Source organism: Nocardia sp. AB354, from assembly GCF_049538315.1.
GTDB classification, from domain to species: Bacteria; Actinomycetota; Actinomycetes; order Mycobacteriales; family Mycobacteriaceae; genus Nocardia; species Nocardia nova.
The window spans coordinates 93657-108704 of sequence record NZ_JBMVFU010000009.1 but is presented as its reverse complement, the minus strand read 5'-3'; the positions used below and the strand labels follow the sequence as shown (position 1 = coordinate 108704).

General features: G+C 67.5%; 18 protein-coding genes and 1 pseudogene. 6 read left to right on the top strand and 13 right to left on the bottom strand.

Annotation, left to right across the window (positions count from 1 at the left end; all coding sequences use genetic code 11):
- Positions 1-33: 33 nt before the first annotated feature.
- Both ACPCUW_RS15355 and ACPCUW_RS15350 read right to left on the bottom strand, forming a co-directional pair.
- Positions 34-1200 (bottom strand): zinc-dependent alcohol dehydrogenase, encoded by a 1167-nt coding sequence (locus ACPCUW_RS15355; protein ID WP_423425514.1) that lies wholly within the window; start codon positions 1198-1200, stop codon positions 34-36.
- Positions 1193-1624: a tautomerase family protein gene (locus ACPCUW_RS15350; RefSeq protein WP_423425512.1), complete on the bottom strand. Its 432-nt coding sequence runs from the start codon at positions 1622-1624 to the stop codon at positions 1193-1195. The genes ACPCUW_RS15355 and ACPCUW_RS15350 overlap by 8 nt, the downstream gene beginning before the upstream one ends.
- A gap of 93 nt (positions 1625-1717) precedes the next feature.
- Here ACPCUW_RS15350 and ACPCUW_RS15345 point away from each other — a divergent pair, with 93 nt between their 5' ends.
- A complete protein-coding gene (locus ACPCUW_RS15345; protein ID WP_423425511.1) occupies positions 1718-2311 on the top strand; it encodes a TetR/AcrR family transcriptional regulator in 594 nt (197 codons plus the stop codon).
- Positions 2312-2362: 51 nt separating this feature from the next.
- Here the strand turns inward: ACPCUW_RS15345 and ACPCUW_RS15340 are convergent, their stop codons facing one another.
- From ACPCUW_RS15340 to ACPCUW_RS15330, 3 genes and pseudogenes are all read right to left on the bottom strand, one after another.
- A complete protein-coding gene (locus ACPCUW_RS15340; protein ID WP_423425509.1) occupies positions 2363-2668 on the bottom strand; it encodes a putative quinol monooxygenase in 306 nt (101 codons plus the stop codon).
- Between the two features lie 57 nt (positions 2669-2725).
- Positions 2726-3091 carry a hypothetical protein gene (locus tag ACPCUW_RS15335; protein ID WP_423425508.1) on the bottom strand — a complete coding sequence of 122 codons (366 nt, stop codon included), beginning with the start codon at positions 3089-3091 and terminating at the stop codon, positions 2726-2728.
- Positions 3092-3146: 55 nt separating this feature from the next.
- Positions 3147-3521: pseudogene (locus tag ACPCUW_RS15330) on the bottom strand (helix-turn-helix domain-containing protein); the annotation flags it as partial.
- Between the two features lie 87 nt (positions 3522-3608).
- Between ACPCUW_RS15330 and ACPCUW_RS15325 the strand changes: the two are divergent.
- The gene (locus tag ACPCUW_RS15325; RefSeq protein ID WP_423425506.1) at positions 3609-3974 is read left to right on the top strand and encodes a nuclear transport factor 2 family protein; all 366 of its coding nucleotides are present in this window, start codon (positions 3609-3611) and stop codon (positions 3972-3974) included.
- A 226-nt stretch (positions 3975-4200) separates the two neighbouring features.
- Here ACPCUW_RS15325 and ACPCUW_RS15320 read toward each other — a convergent pair whose 3' ends face one another.
- A complete protein-coding gene (locus ACPCUW_RS15320) occupies positions 4201-5427 on the bottom strand; it encodes an FAD-dependent monooxygenase (protein WP_423425505.1) in 1227 nt (408 codons plus the stop codon).
- A 417-nt stretch (positions 5428-5844) separates the two neighbouring features.
- On the opposite strand from ACPCUW_RS15320, the gene ACPCUW_RS15315 reads away from it, so the two are divergent.
- Both ACPCUW_RS15315 and ACPCUW_RS15310 read left to right on the top strand, forming a co-directional pair.
- Positions 5845-6243: a PPOX class F420-dependent oxidoreductase gene (locus ACPCUW_RS15315; protein ID WP_423425504.1), complete on the top strand. Its 399-nt coding sequence runs from the start codon at positions 5845-5847 to the stop codon at positions 6241-6243.
- Positions 6244-6580: 337 nt separating this feature from the next.
- Entirely contained in the window at positions 6581-6838 is a 258-nt protein-coding gene (locus tag ACPCUW_RS15310) for a hypothetical protein (RefSeq protein WP_104367867.1), read from the top strand.
- A gap of 80 nt (positions 6839-6918) precedes the next feature.
- Here the strand turns inward: ACPCUW_RS15310 and ACPCUW_RS15305 are convergent, their stop codons facing one another.
- Complete coding sequence (locus ACPCUW_RS15305; RefSeq protein ID WP_423425502.1) at positions 6919-8130, bottom strand: FAD-dependent monooxygenase; 1212 nt, start codon at positions 8128-8130, stop codon at positions 6919-6921.
- Between the two features lie 92 nt (positions 8131-8222).
- Here ACPCUW_RS15305 and ACPCUW_RS15300 point away from each other — a divergent pair, with 92 nt between their 5' ends.
- Positions 8223-8984 (top strand): TetR family transcriptional regulator, encoded by a 762-nt coding sequence (locus ACPCUW_RS15300; RefSeq protein ID WP_423425501.1) that lies wholly within the window; start codon positions 8223-8225, stop codon positions 8982-8984.
- 105 nt (positions 8985-9089) lie between these two features.
- On the opposite strand, the gene ACPCUW_RS15295 is transcribed toward ACPCUW_RS15300, so the two are convergent.
- A complete protein-coding gene (locus tag ACPCUW_RS15295) occupies positions 9090-9434 on the bottom strand; it encodes a winged helix-turn-helix transcriptional regulator (RefSeq protein WP_181065307.1) in 345 nt (114 codons plus the stop codon).
- Positions 9431-9814, bottom strand: coding sequence for a hypothetical protein (locus ACPCUW_RS15290; protein ID WP_423425500.1), 384 nt, complete (start codon positions 9812-9814; stop codon positions 9431-9433). The genes ACPCUW_RS15295 and ACPCUW_RS15290 overlap by 4 nt, the downstream gene beginning before the upstream one ends.
- Before the next feature lie 254 nt (positions 9815-10068).
- Between ACPCUW_RS15290 and ACPCUW_RS15285 the strand changes: the two genes are divergently transcribed.
- Positions 10069-10956, top strand: a complete 888-nt coding sequence (locus ACPCUW_RS15285) for an LLM class flavin-dependent oxidoreductase (RefSeq protein WP_423425499.1) — start codon at positions 10069-10071, stop codon at positions 10954-10956.
- A gap of 144 nt (positions 10957-11100) precedes the next feature.
- Here the strand turns inward: ACPCUW_RS15285 and ACPCUW_RS15280 are convergent, their stop codons facing one another.
- From ACPCUW_RS15280 to ACPCUW_RS15265, 4 genes are all read right to left on the bottom strand, one after another.
- A complete protein-coding gene (locus tag ACPCUW_RS15280) occupies positions 11101-12024 on the bottom strand; it encodes a sigma-70 family RNA polymerase sigma factor (RefSeq protein ID WP_423425497.1) in 924 nt (307 codons plus the stop codon).
- Positions 12021-13202, bottom strand: coding sequence for an NAD(P)/FAD-dependent oxidoreductase (locus ACPCUW_RS15275; RefSeq protein ID WP_423425495.1), 1182 nt, complete (start codon positions 13200-13202; stop codon positions 12021-12023). The genes ACPCUW_RS15280 and ACPCUW_RS15275 overlap by 4 nt, the downstream gene beginning before the upstream one ends.
- Before the next feature lie 106 nt (positions 13203-13308).
- Positions 13309-14244 carry an alpha/beta fold hydrolase gene (locus ACPCUW_RS15270; RefSeq protein ID WP_423425493.1) on the bottom strand — a complete coding sequence of 312 codons (936 nt, stop codon included), beginning with the start codon at positions 14242-14244 and terminating at the stop codon, positions 13309-13311.
- 48 nt (positions 14245-14292) lie between these two features.
- Positions 14293-14835: a YceI family protein gene (locus ACPCUW_RS15265; RefSeq protein WP_064908596.1), complete on the bottom strand. Its 543-nt coding sequence runs from the start codon at positions 14833-14835 to the stop codon at positions 14293-14295.
- Positions 14836-15048 lie beyond the last annotated feature (213 nt).

Here is a 15048-nt window from a genome sequence, read left to right as displayed (position 1 = left end):
CGCTGCCGATAGCGGCCCGGGACCGAGGTCCGGTTACGCTGCCGGACCACCGTGCGCGGCTCCGTCCGCCGCGGCATGGAGCGGTGCGCGGTGCAGGACCAGTTTGGTGGTGTGCGCGGTGTACGCCTCGGGCGCGTCGTCCCAGTCGGCCGTGAGCGTGGTGACCGTTTCGGCGGGGAAGTCGTGCCGGGCAACGAAATCCAGGAGATCCGGCAGGATCGGCCGGACATGGGAGACTCCGATACTCACGGTGGCGTCGTTGGCGTACATGTGCATCAGCGGAACCTTGGTGCCGACCGGTAGGTAGTAGCCGACGGGCCGGCAGAAGCCGCCCGGTGCCAGTGAGCGCAGCGCGGCGTCGACGCCCGCGGCCGTGGATGTGCCTTCCACGGCGATGTCGTAATCGCGGCGGGGAATGTCGGTGCGCCGGATCTTGCCCTTCGCCGTCGTGGAATGCGCTCTGGCGCCGAGCTTTTCGGCGATGTCGAGCCGCTCGCGCCGATGATCGACATAGTCGACGACCTCCGCGCCGTGCCGGACCGCCAGCCCGGCCGCGTACAGACCGATGCTCTGTGCCGCGCCACCGAGCACCAGGACCTTTCCGCCGGGCCGGATCCGCAGACCCGGAATCACACATCGCCAGGCGTCGGCGAGGTTGTCACTGGCGGCCGCGACTCGCAGCGGGTCGACGCCGGCCGGAAGCGGAACGAGCATGTGGTCGGCGAACGGGATCCGTAGCAGGTCGGCGACCATCCCACCCCAGGGGCCGCTCGCCGGGCCGAATCCGAATGCCGCCAGGGTGGAGGTGCGCGTCGTGGAGCATTTCGCGGTCAGTCCCAGCCGGCATTCACGGCATTCGCCGCACGATATCGCCCACGGGACCACGACCAGGTCACCGCGACGCAGGGTCGTGATGTCCGCGCCGACCTCGACGACCTCGGCGACGCATTCGTGCCCGATGCCGAACGGGCCCCGGAACGGGACCGGCCCGCAGATACTGCCCACGACCGGATCGATCAGCCCCGCCCGGATGCCGAACTGCATGGCCCGGGACACATGCCGGTGAATCGGCAGGGTGTCGCCGTCGCATCGGCCCGCCACGATCGGGCGCACCAGCGCGTCGCGCGCATCGCGCAGCGCCGGTGCGGGCCGTTCCCGCCACTCCAGCCGACCGGCTCGGATGAACTGCAGCTCACGCATTGTCGCGCTGTCCCTGTGCGAGCGCGGCCAGCTCCTTGAATTTCACGATGCTTCCGCCGGCGCCCCAGGTGCCCTCCGGTTGTTCGTGGATCAGTACCCACACCCGCCAGGCGTCGCCGTCGGCGAGACCGGCCGCGGTGAGCACCTGCTCGGTGACGTCGGTGACGAGTCCGGCTTTGCGGCGTGGCGACAGGCCGCCTTCGGGAACGGTCACATCCACCCGGAAGCGCGGCAGGTCGTCTTCGAGTGCGGCGAATCCGCCGGCGGCCACGCCCTCGACGCGGCACCACGCCTGCGCTCGGAAGAACGCGGTGTCCGGCGCTCCTTCCCACTTCAGCAGCGTCGTCGGAAGTGATCGCAACAGCTCGTCGCGCGCCGGGCCGGACAGGGCTCCGGCGGGCACGGTCAGGTGGATCATCGGCATCGATGTGCTCCTTCGCTTCGGGAAACGACTTATAACGACCGTTATAATCGGCGCACGCTACTATATGACGGGCGTTATAGACAAGGAGCTAGGGTGGCGGAATCTCAGGACGCACGCCGGAAGTTGGTGGCCGGCGCGGCCGATATGATCCGGCGGCGCGGCCTCAACGCCACCAGTGTGCGCGAACTGGCCAAATACGCCCATGCGCCGCTGGGGTCGACGTACCACTACTTTCCCGGTGGCAAGACGCAGCTGGCCACCGAGGCCGTCACCTTCGCCGGTGACCTGACCGCCGTGCTGTTGGTCCGTGAGCTCGACAACGGACCGGTCGAAGGATTACGTGCGTTCCTCGCCACGTGGCGAAAGATTCTGGTGGACAACGATTTCCGGGCCGGATGTCCCGTACTGGCAGTGTCGGTCGAAGAGCTCGCCGACGTCGAGGAAGGCCCTCGCGAAGCAGCGGCCGCCGCCTTCGCTCGATGGACCGAACTGCTGAGCGCGTCGCTGCGCGACCAAGGAGCCGATGACGCCGACGCCGAGCGTATCGCCACGCTGACCGTCGCCGCCGTCGAGGGAAGTGTGGCGATGTGCCGCGCCGAGCGCAGCACCAGAGCGCTCGACCGTATCGGCGCCGAGCTCGAAACGATCGTCGCGGCTGCGATAGCGGGGCCTCGCAGCGAGGGGTGAGCGCATGACAAACGCCGCGCGGTCCGGCCACCGCGCGGCGCGAGGGAATGGTTAGAGGGCGCCCTTGTCCGGGTCGCCCGCGGGGACTGCTTCGAGAACCTGGACGTCCAGCGAGCCGGTGACCAGGCCTTCGAGTCCTTCGTTCAACGCCTCGAGGCTCGGCCCGGCGCCGTGCGCGCCCAGGGCCGCCATGTCGCGCCACTTCTCGATGAACACGAAGCGGTCCTTGCCCCGGTGCAGGGCGTAGAGCTCACACCCGTCCTCGTTGTGAACGTCCGGGATGAGACGGGTCAGGAGTTCCGCGACCTCGTCGAATTTGTCGGGCTTCGGGGTGATGGTGGCAACGATCACAGGCATGAAGCGGAGAGTATCAGCCGGCCTCGGCGGGCGGGCCCGAGTCTCGGGCGGGTTCGGCTACCGCGGGTCGTCGGTCGTTGCGCTCGTCTGGAAGAACCGGCGGGTCGCGAGATCGGCGGGGAAATAGGCTTCGACGGCGATCTCGTCCAGCGTGATGTCGAACGCCGCGCCGAAGGTTGTGACCGTGTTGATCAAGCACAGCTCTGTCCCGCGATGTTCGAGCCGGATGTGCAGGGCGATCTCGGTGGGGTCCGGAGGCTGAGGCTCGTGCGCGGGGCCGAACTCCGCCAGTTCCGCGTACAACGCGTGCAGCTGCGGATCTCCCGTGCGTGCGGCCTGGTGGGCGAGCCGGGGCAGCAGGTACCCGCGCACCTGGTCCAGATTGCGGATTCTCGGCGCCAGCCCGTCCGGATGCAGTCCCAAATCGCATCATGTTGACCGGCGGGCCCAGCAGCGCCGGATCGGCTCCGTGCAGGAATACGTCGACGGCACTGTTGGACAGCAACAGATTCCATCGACGGTCCACCGCGAGCGCCGGATAGGGTTCGTGCCCCAGCAGCACCTGCTGGACGGTCTCCCGAGCTCGGGCCAGATCGGGATCGTGCAGGGGCTGCTCCCGGAAGACCGGTGCGTGCCCGGCGGCGACCAGCAGTCGATTGCGTTCCCGCAACGGCACCCGCAACTGCTCGGCCAGATGCAGGACCATCGCGCTGCTGGGAATCGTCCGTCCCGTTTCGACGAAACTGATGTGCCGAGGCGACACCTCCGCCTGAATGGCCAGATCCAGCTGGCTCGAGCGACTGCGGTGCCGCCATTCGCGCAGCAGTTCCCCGATCGGCCGGTCGCTCGTCATGCTCAGAGTCTGCTCGCTCACCGGGTGCCGCCGCCATTACACCGCATGTAATCGACGCGCCCCGCGCACCTGAGCAACAGTCGTCGTATGCACAAGACCGACAAACAACTCGTCGTCGACGGCTTCCGCGAGTTCGCGGCAGGAAACGTCGACGTGCTCCGCACCCTGCTGCACGAGAACTTCATCGAGCACAGCCCCGGAAACCCCAGCGGCCGAGAAGATTTCATCGAGTTCGTCATCACCGCCCCGGTCGCCGGCGCCCACCTCGAACTCGCGCGGGTCATCGCCGAGGACGACTACGTGGTACTGCATTACCGCATGTCCCCCGGAGGCGATGAGCCCGATGTCGCCGTCGTGGATATCTGGCGGCTCGAGAGTGGGCAGATCATCGAACACTGGGATGTCGTCCAGCCCGTCCCCGAACCCGATCAGATCCCGAACGGGATGTTCTGAACACCGCGTCATCGCCGGTCCGGCCGGCATGCTCCAGCGCCGCAGCCCCAGTGCCACATCGGCTTTCGAGGTAGTCGACTCGTGGGACAGCGGTCCGCGGATCGAGGAGTCCGCTCTGATTCCGTTGTGCGAGCGCCTCTCCGCCCACTTCGGGCCGGCCGCAGAGCCGGCCCAGTCCTCCGATGCGGGGGAGCGGGCGGGAGGGCGCACTCGACTCGGCGGGGGCCTACCGGGGTCCGGCAGCTGAGGTGGTCGGCGGTGTGGCCGTGATCTTGGAGTCGGGCACACCCGCGTAGTCGGGCAGCTCGACGCCGTTGAGCGCGCGTTCGATCAGGTCGGCGAACCATTCGCCGGTGAAATCGGGGCTCGGCTCGGAATCGAGCGTGGGGACCTCACGGCTGCGGGCGTGCAATCGGCCGATTTCCTGGTTGGCCTCCACGTACGGGCGCATCTGTTCCTCGTAGCGGGCGAATCCGATTTTCGGGTCCCAGTCGGCGGCCGCCAGTTCTCCGGCCAGCAGGTAGGCGCCGACCAGGGCCAGGCCGGTGCCCTGCCCGGACAGCGGTGAGGAGCTGAACGCCGCGTCCCCGAGCAACCCCACCCGACCGCTGGACCATCGGTCCATCACCACCTGGGCGACCTGGTCGAGATAGAAGTCCGGGGTGTCGTCCAGATGCGCGAGGATGCGCGGAGTCAACCACTCCATGCCCGCCATCCGTTCTCGGAGCAGGCGCTTCTGGGCCTCGACGTCGCGGTAGTCGACGTCGAGGTCGGCGGCGGTGAAGGAGAACATGGCCATGGCCTTGGTGGCGTCGGGGATGGGTCGCAGACCGGCGGACCGCCCGGACTCCTGATAATCGATCAGCCAGCGCCCGAGCCCGAACTCGTTGGGCACGGTGTAGAAGGCCAGTGCCTGCCCGAGGTGACGGATGAACTGCTCGCGCGGGCCGAAAACCATGGCGCGCAACGCCGAGTGCAGTCCGTCCGCCCCGATCACCAGGTCGAAGCGCCGCTGATCGCCGCCCGCGAAGACGACGTCGACCCCGTCCGCGTCCTGGGTCAGTTCGGCGATCCGATCGCCGAAGAGGTATTCGGCACCGTCGCGGGTGTCGTCGTAGAGCACCCGGGACAGGTCCCCTCGCAGAATTTCGATCTCGGAGATGTATCCGTCGCCGCCGTCGTCGTCCGCCCGAAAGGTCTCCAGCACTGTGCCGTTCGCGTCCACGGTGTACGCGCCGGCGGTCTCGGTGCGCGCGGCGCGAACCGCCGCGTCGAGTCCCATCCGCCGGATGACCTCTTTGGTCACTCCGCGCGCGTCCACGGCCTGACCGCCGGGTCGCAGCTCGGGCGCCCGCTCCACCACGGTCACCTCGGCGCCCCTCCGGACGAGCCAGTGGGCCAGCGCGGGCCCGGCGATGCTCGCCCCCGTCACCAACACTCGAGTGCTGCTCACAGCGCCCCCTGCACACCCGTGCCGATCACTGAACGGTTCGTCTGCCCCCGCTCGGGTCCGTGAGTGCCCATCGTTGCCTCCCTGTGCTTGTTCCCGCGCTGGGACGGGCCCAGTGCTGTCGGTATCCAGTGGTGTCGACGGCGGGGCCGCGGAGAATTCATCGGTGCTGCCGAGGTCGTTGTATTCGCTCGGGCGGAACAGCCTGTGGAGCTTGTTGATTCGAGCGTAAACCCGTTTCTACGGACTGAAATCTAGCAACACTAGACAATCTATCGAATATGATGTTACCGTCGCTCTAGTCGCTAGCGCTGATAGATTTCGGTAGGGAAGCCGGATCGCTGACGCTCGGCGCCACCGACAACTCCGGCTGATCGCCGGGGGCGCACCGTGATTCGAGTTCACCGAGGAGTAATCGACATGACCTTCACCATCAACGAGCAGAAGTTCCTCGCCGAGGCCGGGATCGGCCGCCTCGCCACGGTGGCCCCCGACGGCGTCGTGCAGAACAACCCGACCAGCTATCGGGTGAACGCCGACGGCACCATCGACATCGGGGGTATGCGCATGCGCGCCAGCCGAAAGTATCGCAACGTCGAGGCGGGCAGCCGCGTGTCGTTCGTCGTCGACCAGCAGGTGTCGTTGGAGCCCTACGAAATTCGCGGCATCGAGGTGCGCGGCACGGCCGTTGCGCTCGACGACGAGGAGCCTCCGTTCCCGCCCCAGGAACGCGCGGTCATCCGCATCATCCCCGAACGGATCATCTCCTGGGGCATCGACAGCGGATCCTTCGACTTCACCAGTCGCAAGCCCGAGTAGTCGCTACGGTGTGCGCGTTATGCGTCATCGCAGGACGTGCGCAGTATGGTCCGGCCTTTCGAGCCGGCTCGGCGCCCTACGGGACTGGGATCATGTGCGGGTGCAGCACGGTGCCCAGGGCTCGCGAGGTCGTGCCGGCGCGCACTCGGCGCCGCGATGCCGGCACAGGCTGCGGGTAGTCCGACGGGGCACTTCACCGGTCGATGTCGCGGACCGGCCCGGTCGCGAGGTTCACAGGGGGATGCCACAGGCCCCGCCACACCGGACCGATGTCGAACGCCGACCTCGATGATCGCAGAGCCCGTGTAAGAGCGGGACGGGCGGGAATCACGCCACTATGACAGAGAACACATCAGATGCCTCGGAGGCCAAGCCCGCCGAGACGGCCGCGCCGGAACCGGATCGGGAAACCCGCGAGCGGGCCAAGAAGGAAGCCGACCGGCTGGACAAGATCTACGAGCCCGGCGCCCGGGCCAGCGTCGTCGTACCCGGTACCGACGGCATGGTCGCCGGAACGGCCTTCGCCGACTCGGTCGACGAGCAGGTCACCGAGAACAAACCACCGGACGAACTTCGCAAGGACAAAGATTCCTGATTCCGGCTGAACTCGGCCGGCGTCGACGAGGGACCAGCGGGCGCGAGGCGAACCGCGATGGCACTGTGCGCCGAAGCGGTTCATTCCGCGATCGTCGCTGCCGGCGGCCTGTAGTCGGGGAGCTGCTCGACGGACTTGGGCGCCATGATGCGTTCCATTCCGGCCATCGATTCCAGGAGCGGCAGGCGGGTGATGAGGTTGCGCATGGCGATGCCGACCCGTGTTTTGGGGGCCATCAGTCGCAGGTTGGGGCCGATCTTTTGTTTGCGGTCGACCAACGGCCGGTGGGCCCGCTCGTACCGGTGAAAGGCGATGCGATGGTCGCCGCCGGCGGCTGCGAGTTCACCCGCGAGCCGATAGGCGCCGATCAACGCCAGTTCGGCCCCGGCGCCCGAGGCCGGAGATGCGCAGTAGGCGGCGTCGCCGACCAGCGCGACCCTGTCGATCGACCAGGAATTCATGCGAACTTGGCCGAGCGTGTCGATGTAGGCGTCGGGATCGGCGAGTACGCCCTGCAGCAATTCCGGCACGTGCCAGGCGTTTTCGCCACGGAACTCGGTGGCGAGCAGCGCCCGCGCCGCCTCCTGGTCGCGCGGGTCGATATCGCGCCGCGGACTGCGGAACATGAGATACGCCTTGGCCTGTGTGTGGTTGCCCGAGCGGTAGATCCCGGCGAAGTGTCCCGGCGTATTGAAGACCGTCATCCACCGGTCGGGTCCCAACGCCGAGTCGGTGTTACCGAAGGCGAAGTAGTGGTCCATGTGCCGCACGTGGTCGGACTCCGGGCCGAAGGCCAGTCGCCGGACCGCCGAGTGCAGGCCGTCGGCTCCGATCACCAGGTCGAAGCGTCGCGTCGGCGCATGCTCGAAGGTGACGGTGACACCGTCGGCGTCTTGCTCGAGCCCGCGGATGGAGTCGCCGAAGATGTACTCGACGTTGTCGGCGGTGATGTCGTGCAGGATCCGGACGAGATCGCCACGCATGATCTCCGCCTCGGTGCTGCCGTACTTCTCCTTGATTCCTTGCATGTCGATCCGAGCGAGGTCGCGTCCGTCGGCGCGGACGAATCTCATTCCCGCGACGTCGGCCGCGGAATCCCGCACCCGCGCCATGATCCCCATCTTCTCGGCCACGTCGATCGCCTGATCGCGGATATCGACCCCTTGGCCGCCGGTCCGCAACCGGGGTGCCCGTTCCACCACGGTGGGCCGAAATCCGTGCCGTGCCAGCCAGTACCCCAACACCTGTCCGGCGATACCGGCGCCGGAAATCAGAATCCGCTCGTTCTTCACCGCGTCCTCCTTGTCGCAAAAATACTGACCATTGGTCAGGTCTCAACGATAAGGTGCTGACCGTCGGTCAGTCAAGGGATAGGATCGGGATCGTGACCGACGATTCGCGTGCTCGAATCCTGCGCACCGCGCTGGTGATGTTCGCCGAGCGCGGCTACCACGCCGTCTCCGTGCGGGAGATCTCCGAGCAGGTCGGACTGACCAAAACGGCTGTGCTCTATCACTTTCCGAGCAAGAGCGACATCGTCGTCGCCTTGGTCGAACCATTGCTCGCAGATACCGAGGCCATGCTCGAGTCGGTCCGATCCATCCGGGATCCGGACGCGCGACGGTGGGCAGTGGCCGAAGGGCTCATCGATACGTGGCTCCAGCATCGGCCATTGCTGCGGATACATATGCAGGACCAGGCGCTGTCGGCCGATACTGCCACCTACCGGCGGCTGCGTGACATCGCCCTGACCGCGCAGGCATTGCTCGCCGGCCCCGACGCGGATTTCACCGCCCGGGTCCGGGCCGCGCAGATCTACGCGGCGCTCAGTGATCCGGTGGTGTTCTTTGCCGACCAGAGTGAAAAGCGTTTACGCGCAGCCATTCTCGATGGGGTGCAGCGACTGCTGGGTGGGGCGCCGCCCCGTGTCACTGCTCGCGCGTCCGGGCGGTCCGCCGACATCTCGCGGCGCCGGACCGGTCGCGGCCGACCGGGTGCGATGACCCCCGCGATGGTCGAAACCGCTCGGCGAATGCGCGATTCCGGCGAATGTACCGTCGACGAGATCGCCGCGAGCCTGGGCGTGTCCCGTGCGACCGTCTATCGGAACCTCACAACTTCCGACGACGGCCCGCCCGTCTCATAAATCTATTTTTGATACGTGAAGGCTGGTTCGAGGATTCCGGCGCGACCTCGACGGCCCGGTGCGGTATCCGAATGAGCGTTACCGCTGCCCTCTGGCCCGGAGTGGCTACTCGTCCATCGTCATGCGCCACTCCGTCGCCCATTGCGTCAGCGGTGTGAGTCGCTCGACGAGTGTGCGCCCGGCGCGGGTCAGCCGATAACCCTCGTGGTGTTCGACCAGGCGCGCCTCGGTGAGTTCGGACAGCCGGCGGGTCAGCACGCTCGAGGAGAGGTCGCCACATGCGGTGCGCAGTTCGCGGAAGGTGAGCGGACCCGGGGCCTGATCGAGTTCCCAGATCACCCGCAGCACCCACCGCCGCCCGAGCAGATCGAACAGCGCCATGATCGGGCGCCCGGTGGTCGATCCGCGCACCGGGCGCCCCGGACGCGGCGTTTCGGCCGCCACGGTCATGCCGCCTGCGGCGGGGGCGAATCTTCCAGTCGCCGTGCCATTTCCGCGATGGCCGCGCGCAATGCCCGATACGGTCGCAGGAACAGTGTCACGTGGGTCAAGCTGCCGGTCTCGGAGAGTTCTTCCCGCAACACACCCTGGAGTTCCTGGTCGGCGAATCGGGCGGCGAAGGCGAATATCCGTTGCTGCCCGTCGGTCCACTGCCGCGTCTGCTGCACCGAGTCGAGCACCGTCGCGATCGTGGCCAGCAGATGTGCCGCGCGGGCGCGCCCGTGGTAGTCGGCGACCGGGCTCGAGAAGGTCACGCCTTCGGCGAGCAAGGCCGGCAGTCGCGTGGCGTCTTTCGATTGCCACACCGGCAGGATGAGACTTTCGACCATGCCTCTATTTTAGAGGCATGCAGGTGTGGGTGCCAGTCCCTGCGCGCGGGGATCCCGGTCGAGAATCCGGGGCATCGTCCGGACATCCAGGACTGGCCGCGCCCGAGGCTGCGGTTGTCAGTCGGCGTGCAGGACGAAGAACAGGAAGCACAGGAATCTGTTGTCGGTGTCTGTCGAGGACGAACCGAATGCGGAGGCTGTGAGATATCGGGGATCGCGTGACCGGGGCCGGGTGGGTCTGAAAGGGTCGCCCCATGAAGATCGGTGTCGCACTTCCGCAGATGGCTCCCGGCTACGGACCGGGTACGACGCTCGACTGGGCCCGGCGAATCGACGCGGGCCCGTTTTCGAGCGTCTCCGTGGGTGAGCGAGTGACGTTCTCGAATCCGGAGATGGTCGCGACGCTGGGCGCCTGCGCCGCGGTCACCGAGCGAGTGCAGGTCCTGGCGAACCTCTGGGTGCTCCCACAGCACCCGATGGCGATGGTGGCCCAGCAGATCGGCACTCTCGACCAGCTCGCGAACGGCCGTCTCGAGGTAGCCGTCGGCGTCGGCGCTCGCGAGCACGACTACCGCGCTCTCGGCGCCGAATTCGAGCGACGGCACCAGCGACTCGACGACAAGGTCACCGAGCTGAAGTCACTGCTGGCCGGCGAGCCCCCGTTCGAGGGCGCGGACCCGATCGGGCCGGCGTGCGTGCAGCCGGATGGGCCGATCATCCTCGCCGGCGCGATGGGGCCCAAGGCGATGCGCCGGGCGGCGCGGTGGGCCGACGGCATCTCCGGCTTCAGCATCTCCGGCGACGCCGAGGAGATCGCCAAGGTAGGCGAACGCGCCGACCGATGCTGGGCCGAGGCCGGTCGTACGACGCCCCCGCGCAAGGTCAGCGGCTGCTTCACCGCCTTGGGCGTCACCGACGCGTCCGAGGCCCTGCGTTCTTTCACCGCTCGCTACCTCGGCTTCCTCGGACCCGACCTGGCCGACATCGTCGCCGCGTCGGCGCGGGCGTCGAGTCCCGAGGCGCTCGCAGGCATTCTCGACGGCGCGGAGCGGGCCGGGTGCGACGAGTTCATCCTGGTTCCGGCCGTCACCGACCTGAACTTCCTCGAGGTCGCGTCCGAGGTGGTCGCCACACGGCCCTGACGCGCGAAAGGTGCGCAAATCGTAAGAGCGCCAACCGGAACCGGGTGAACGGATATCCCTGCGCCACTTGGCAGCGTGGTAACCGACCGACGTGGACGAACCGAGCCGGCCGTCCCGCCCAGGATGGGCGCCGGCCGGGGCGCGTTATGGCCTGTGCCCGGTCGGGTCGCTGCGCGTGATGGCGCGCGGGACCGCGAGGGTCGCGAGTTTGTCCGGATTTCGGATGATGTAGAGGTTGGTGATCCGGCCCTCGGCGCTCTCGAGTAGGCAGGCGGCCTCCTGTCGATCGCCGTCGTAGATCGCGATCGCAGGGGTGTGGTTGTAGGTCGCCGACTCGAGCCGCAAGCCGGGCACCCGTCCGACCATGTGGAATACGTCGATCACAATGGTGGCCACATCCTGCGCTCCCCGCGCCCGCGGGCCGGCCGCGCTGACCTTGCCTCCGCTGTCGGTGGTGAAGGCGACATCGGGTGCGAGTAGCGCCAGCAGTCCGGACAGGTCGCCGGTGGTCGCCGCGGCCAGGAACCGTTCGGTGAGATCGGCGGTGCGGGCGGAGTCGACAGGCCCGAATCGGTTGCGTCGCGCTTGGACGTGGGCACGGGCACGGTAGGCCATCTGGCGCACCGCGGTCGCGGATTTGCCTATCGCCGAACCTATTTCGTCGTAGGCGAAGCCGAATACCTCGTGCAGCACGAAGATCGCGCGCTCATCCGGAGTGAGCGTTTCGAGCAGCACCAGCATCCCCATCGATACCGATTCGGCGAGCACCACATCGCTGACCGCATCCTGTTCGCTGATCAGCAGCGGCTCGGGCAGCCACGGACCGACGTAGTCCTCGCGTCGGCGGGAACCGGCCCGTACCGCGTTGAGAGCCTGCCGAGTCACCAGTTGTGCCAGATACGATTTGGTATCCCGCACGATCGCGAGATCCACCCGGGACCAGTGCAAGTAGCTGTCCTGGAGCACATCATCGGATTCCGTCGCGGAGCCCAGGATTTCGTAGACGATCGTGAACAACAGCGGTCGCAGCAAGGTGAACCGCTCGGCGTGTTTGGTAGTGGCGGTCATCGCGTGACGTTCTCCGCCGCCGGCAGCGGGTGCCGGTTTCCGGCACCCTTGTAGATCGAGAGCGAGCCGGGTTTGCGGGCTTCCTTCCGAATTCCCGTCACCGCACCATTACTCGCCGCCTCCTTGATCGGGACACCCCAGCGACCGCCGAGGTGAAGTTTTCCGGCCGTGTCGTCACGGTGGGTGAACTGCACCGCCGCGGCGCGGCGGCCCAGGCTGATACCGGTGCCGATGAACCCGATGTTCAGCACGCCGGGACGGGTGCCGGCGATGCGTGCCAGGACGGTATCGGCGGCGTGCAGACCCAGCGGCGCGGCGGCCTGGCAGCTCATACGCAGCGGCCGGCCCGAGGGTGCGGCAGCGTCACCGGCCGCGATGATGCGATCGTCGCCCACGCTGGTCAGTGTCTCATCCGTGAGTAGCCGGCCCAGCGCATCGACGGGCAGGCCGCTGTCGGCAGCGAGATCCGGCACACCGAATCCGGCGCTCCAGATCGTGAGAGCGCCGGCCAGCACCGTGCCACCCGCCAATGTCACCGCGTCCGGCCACACCTTCGCCACCCGCGCATCCTCGAGCACCTCGACCTGGTTCGAGGACAGCCATTTCAGCACCGAGCGCCGGGCCGGTTCCCGGAACGTCGGCGCCAACCGGCCGCCACCCACCAGCGTGACGGCGCGGCCCTGATCAGCCAGTTCGGCGGCGGTTTCGATGCCGGTGGGACCGCCACCGACAACGGTGATCCGGGCATCCCGGGCCAATTCGTCGATCGCGGTCCGCAGTCGTTCGGCGTGCTCCCACTCGCCGATAGGGTGGGCGAATTCGGCCGCGCCAGGTACGGAGGTGGGCGAGTCGGCGGTACTGCCGACGGCGTAGATCACGTAGTCGTAGTCGAGAACACGCCCCGATGCGAGCAGCACAGTGCGGGCACCCGTGTCGATGCGGGTGGCGCGGTCGACCAGCAGCCGCACGCCGTTGCCGAGCAGCGTGTCGTAGTCGAGGGCGGCATCGCGGGTTCGGGCGACGAACTGGTGGAGCCGAATACGCTCGACGAAGCGCGGACGGGGATTGACGAGCGTGACGGTCACGTCCTGGCGTTTGCGCAGCCGGTTGGCCGCCATGACGCCTGCGTATCCGCCGCCGATGACGACGATTTCGGTGGTGTCGCTGTGATCAGTCATGCCCATCAGACACCGGAAACGCCCACGACGTAACACGGCGTGACACGCGTCACCTCGCAACAGCCGGAATCGCATCCTCATCCCCGGTGCCCAACTCGTCCGCAGGCTAGTGCGGGCCGAAGAACTCGGTGAGGGCGGCTGTGACCGTGGCTGGATCGTCCTCGTGGACATTGTGTCCGGCGCCGGGGACGATCCGCAGCCTGGACGTCGGGATCAGCCGCGCGAGCGGCTGGGCCTGCGACGGATCGACGACACGGTCGTTCTGACCCCACAGGATCAGCGTGTCGGCGCGGACCTCGCTTGCCTCTCGCTGTACGGCCGCCAGATCGAGGTGTCGAGGCTGCTTCCACATGGCGGTCCGATTCTCCGAACGGCTGAGCGGCGCCCAATACGTGTCGGTCAGGTCCTCGGTGAGTATTTCCGGATGCGCGTAGGCGTCCCGCAGGCTCGCTCGATAGATGTCCCTGGTCATCACCGATGTGGCCAGTTCGCCGATGACCGGCTGCCGCATCAGTTGCATGTTCGCGTTGAGCCGGGTGTCGAGGACCAGCGGCGCGAGCAGTGCCAAACGATCTACCTGTTGCGGATACCGTGCGGCGAAATCCACCGCGACGGAACCGTTCAGGGAATGTGCGAGGACGGACGCACGTGTCAGCCCGACCGCGGATACGAACTGGCGCAACGCATCCGCCATGGCATGCACGTCGTATCCGAAGCCGGGATCGTGCAGCGTCGTGTACCCGGTGCCGGGCGGATCGACGGCATAGACGGTGTGGTCTGTGGCGAGCGCCGGGATGATGTCGCGGTAGGTATACGACCATAGGGTCCCGCCCGGCAGCAGGATGAGCGGCGGTCCCTCGCCCGCTTTCCGATAGTGGAACCGCGCCGCCGGGGTGTCGGCATACAGCCATTCACCGGGCGCCGGGTCCGTGCCCGTATCGGCCCGGGCCGGCGCCACCATACCGATCACCAGCAGGACCGACGCCGCCACGAGTACCCACCACCGCCGGCGTCTCCGCTGTGGTGCCCGATCGGCCGTCATCTACCTTCTCCTTCTCTTGCTATGGCGGACAAGCGTTTCCGCTGTCGCTCAGGACCGGCGCACCGCGACGACGTCGAATTCCAGGGTGACCTTCGGGCTGACCATGCCGACGGCCGCCTTCCAATGCACGCCCCAGTCCTTGCGGTCGACGGTGGTGCTGCCGGTGAGGCCGAGCCGGACGATCCCGCGCGTATCGCGTTGCCTGACAGTCGATTCGAAGTCGACGGTGACGGGTGCGGCGACGCCGCGGATAGTCAGGTCGCCGGTGGCTCTGAGGATGGTTGCGCCGGTCTGTTCGACCTCGGTCGGAGTGAAGGTGATGGTCGGGTGGTCGTCTGCACCGAGGAACTTCTTTGCCACCAGATCGTCGCGCCGCTTGTTACCGGTGTCGAGGCTCTGTGCCCGAATTATGAGCTGGGCGTTCGACTTCGACGGGTGGTCACCGTCCAGGTGCGCGCTGCCCTCGAACTCGCCGAAGCTACCGCGCACCCTCGTGGACATCGTGTGCCGGGCGATGAACCCGATTCGGGTGTGCTCGGTATCGATGACGTAGTTCCCGGTCAGTTCACTCGACTCGATGTTGCTCGTCATGGTTTGTCCTGTTCACTGGTTGAGTGCGGCTGGTCGTCGACGCCGCCACGCCGGCGACGTAGCCGCTGCCGATCGCCACGACTGTGGGCGAATGCCGTTGTGTTCGGGCACGCCCACGCGACACCGCCCACGACTGCGGGATAACAACCTGTGATGCGAGTCATAGCCTCGCCGGGCCGGGATGACTGCCCCCAGTGGGTTTCGGCACGTCCG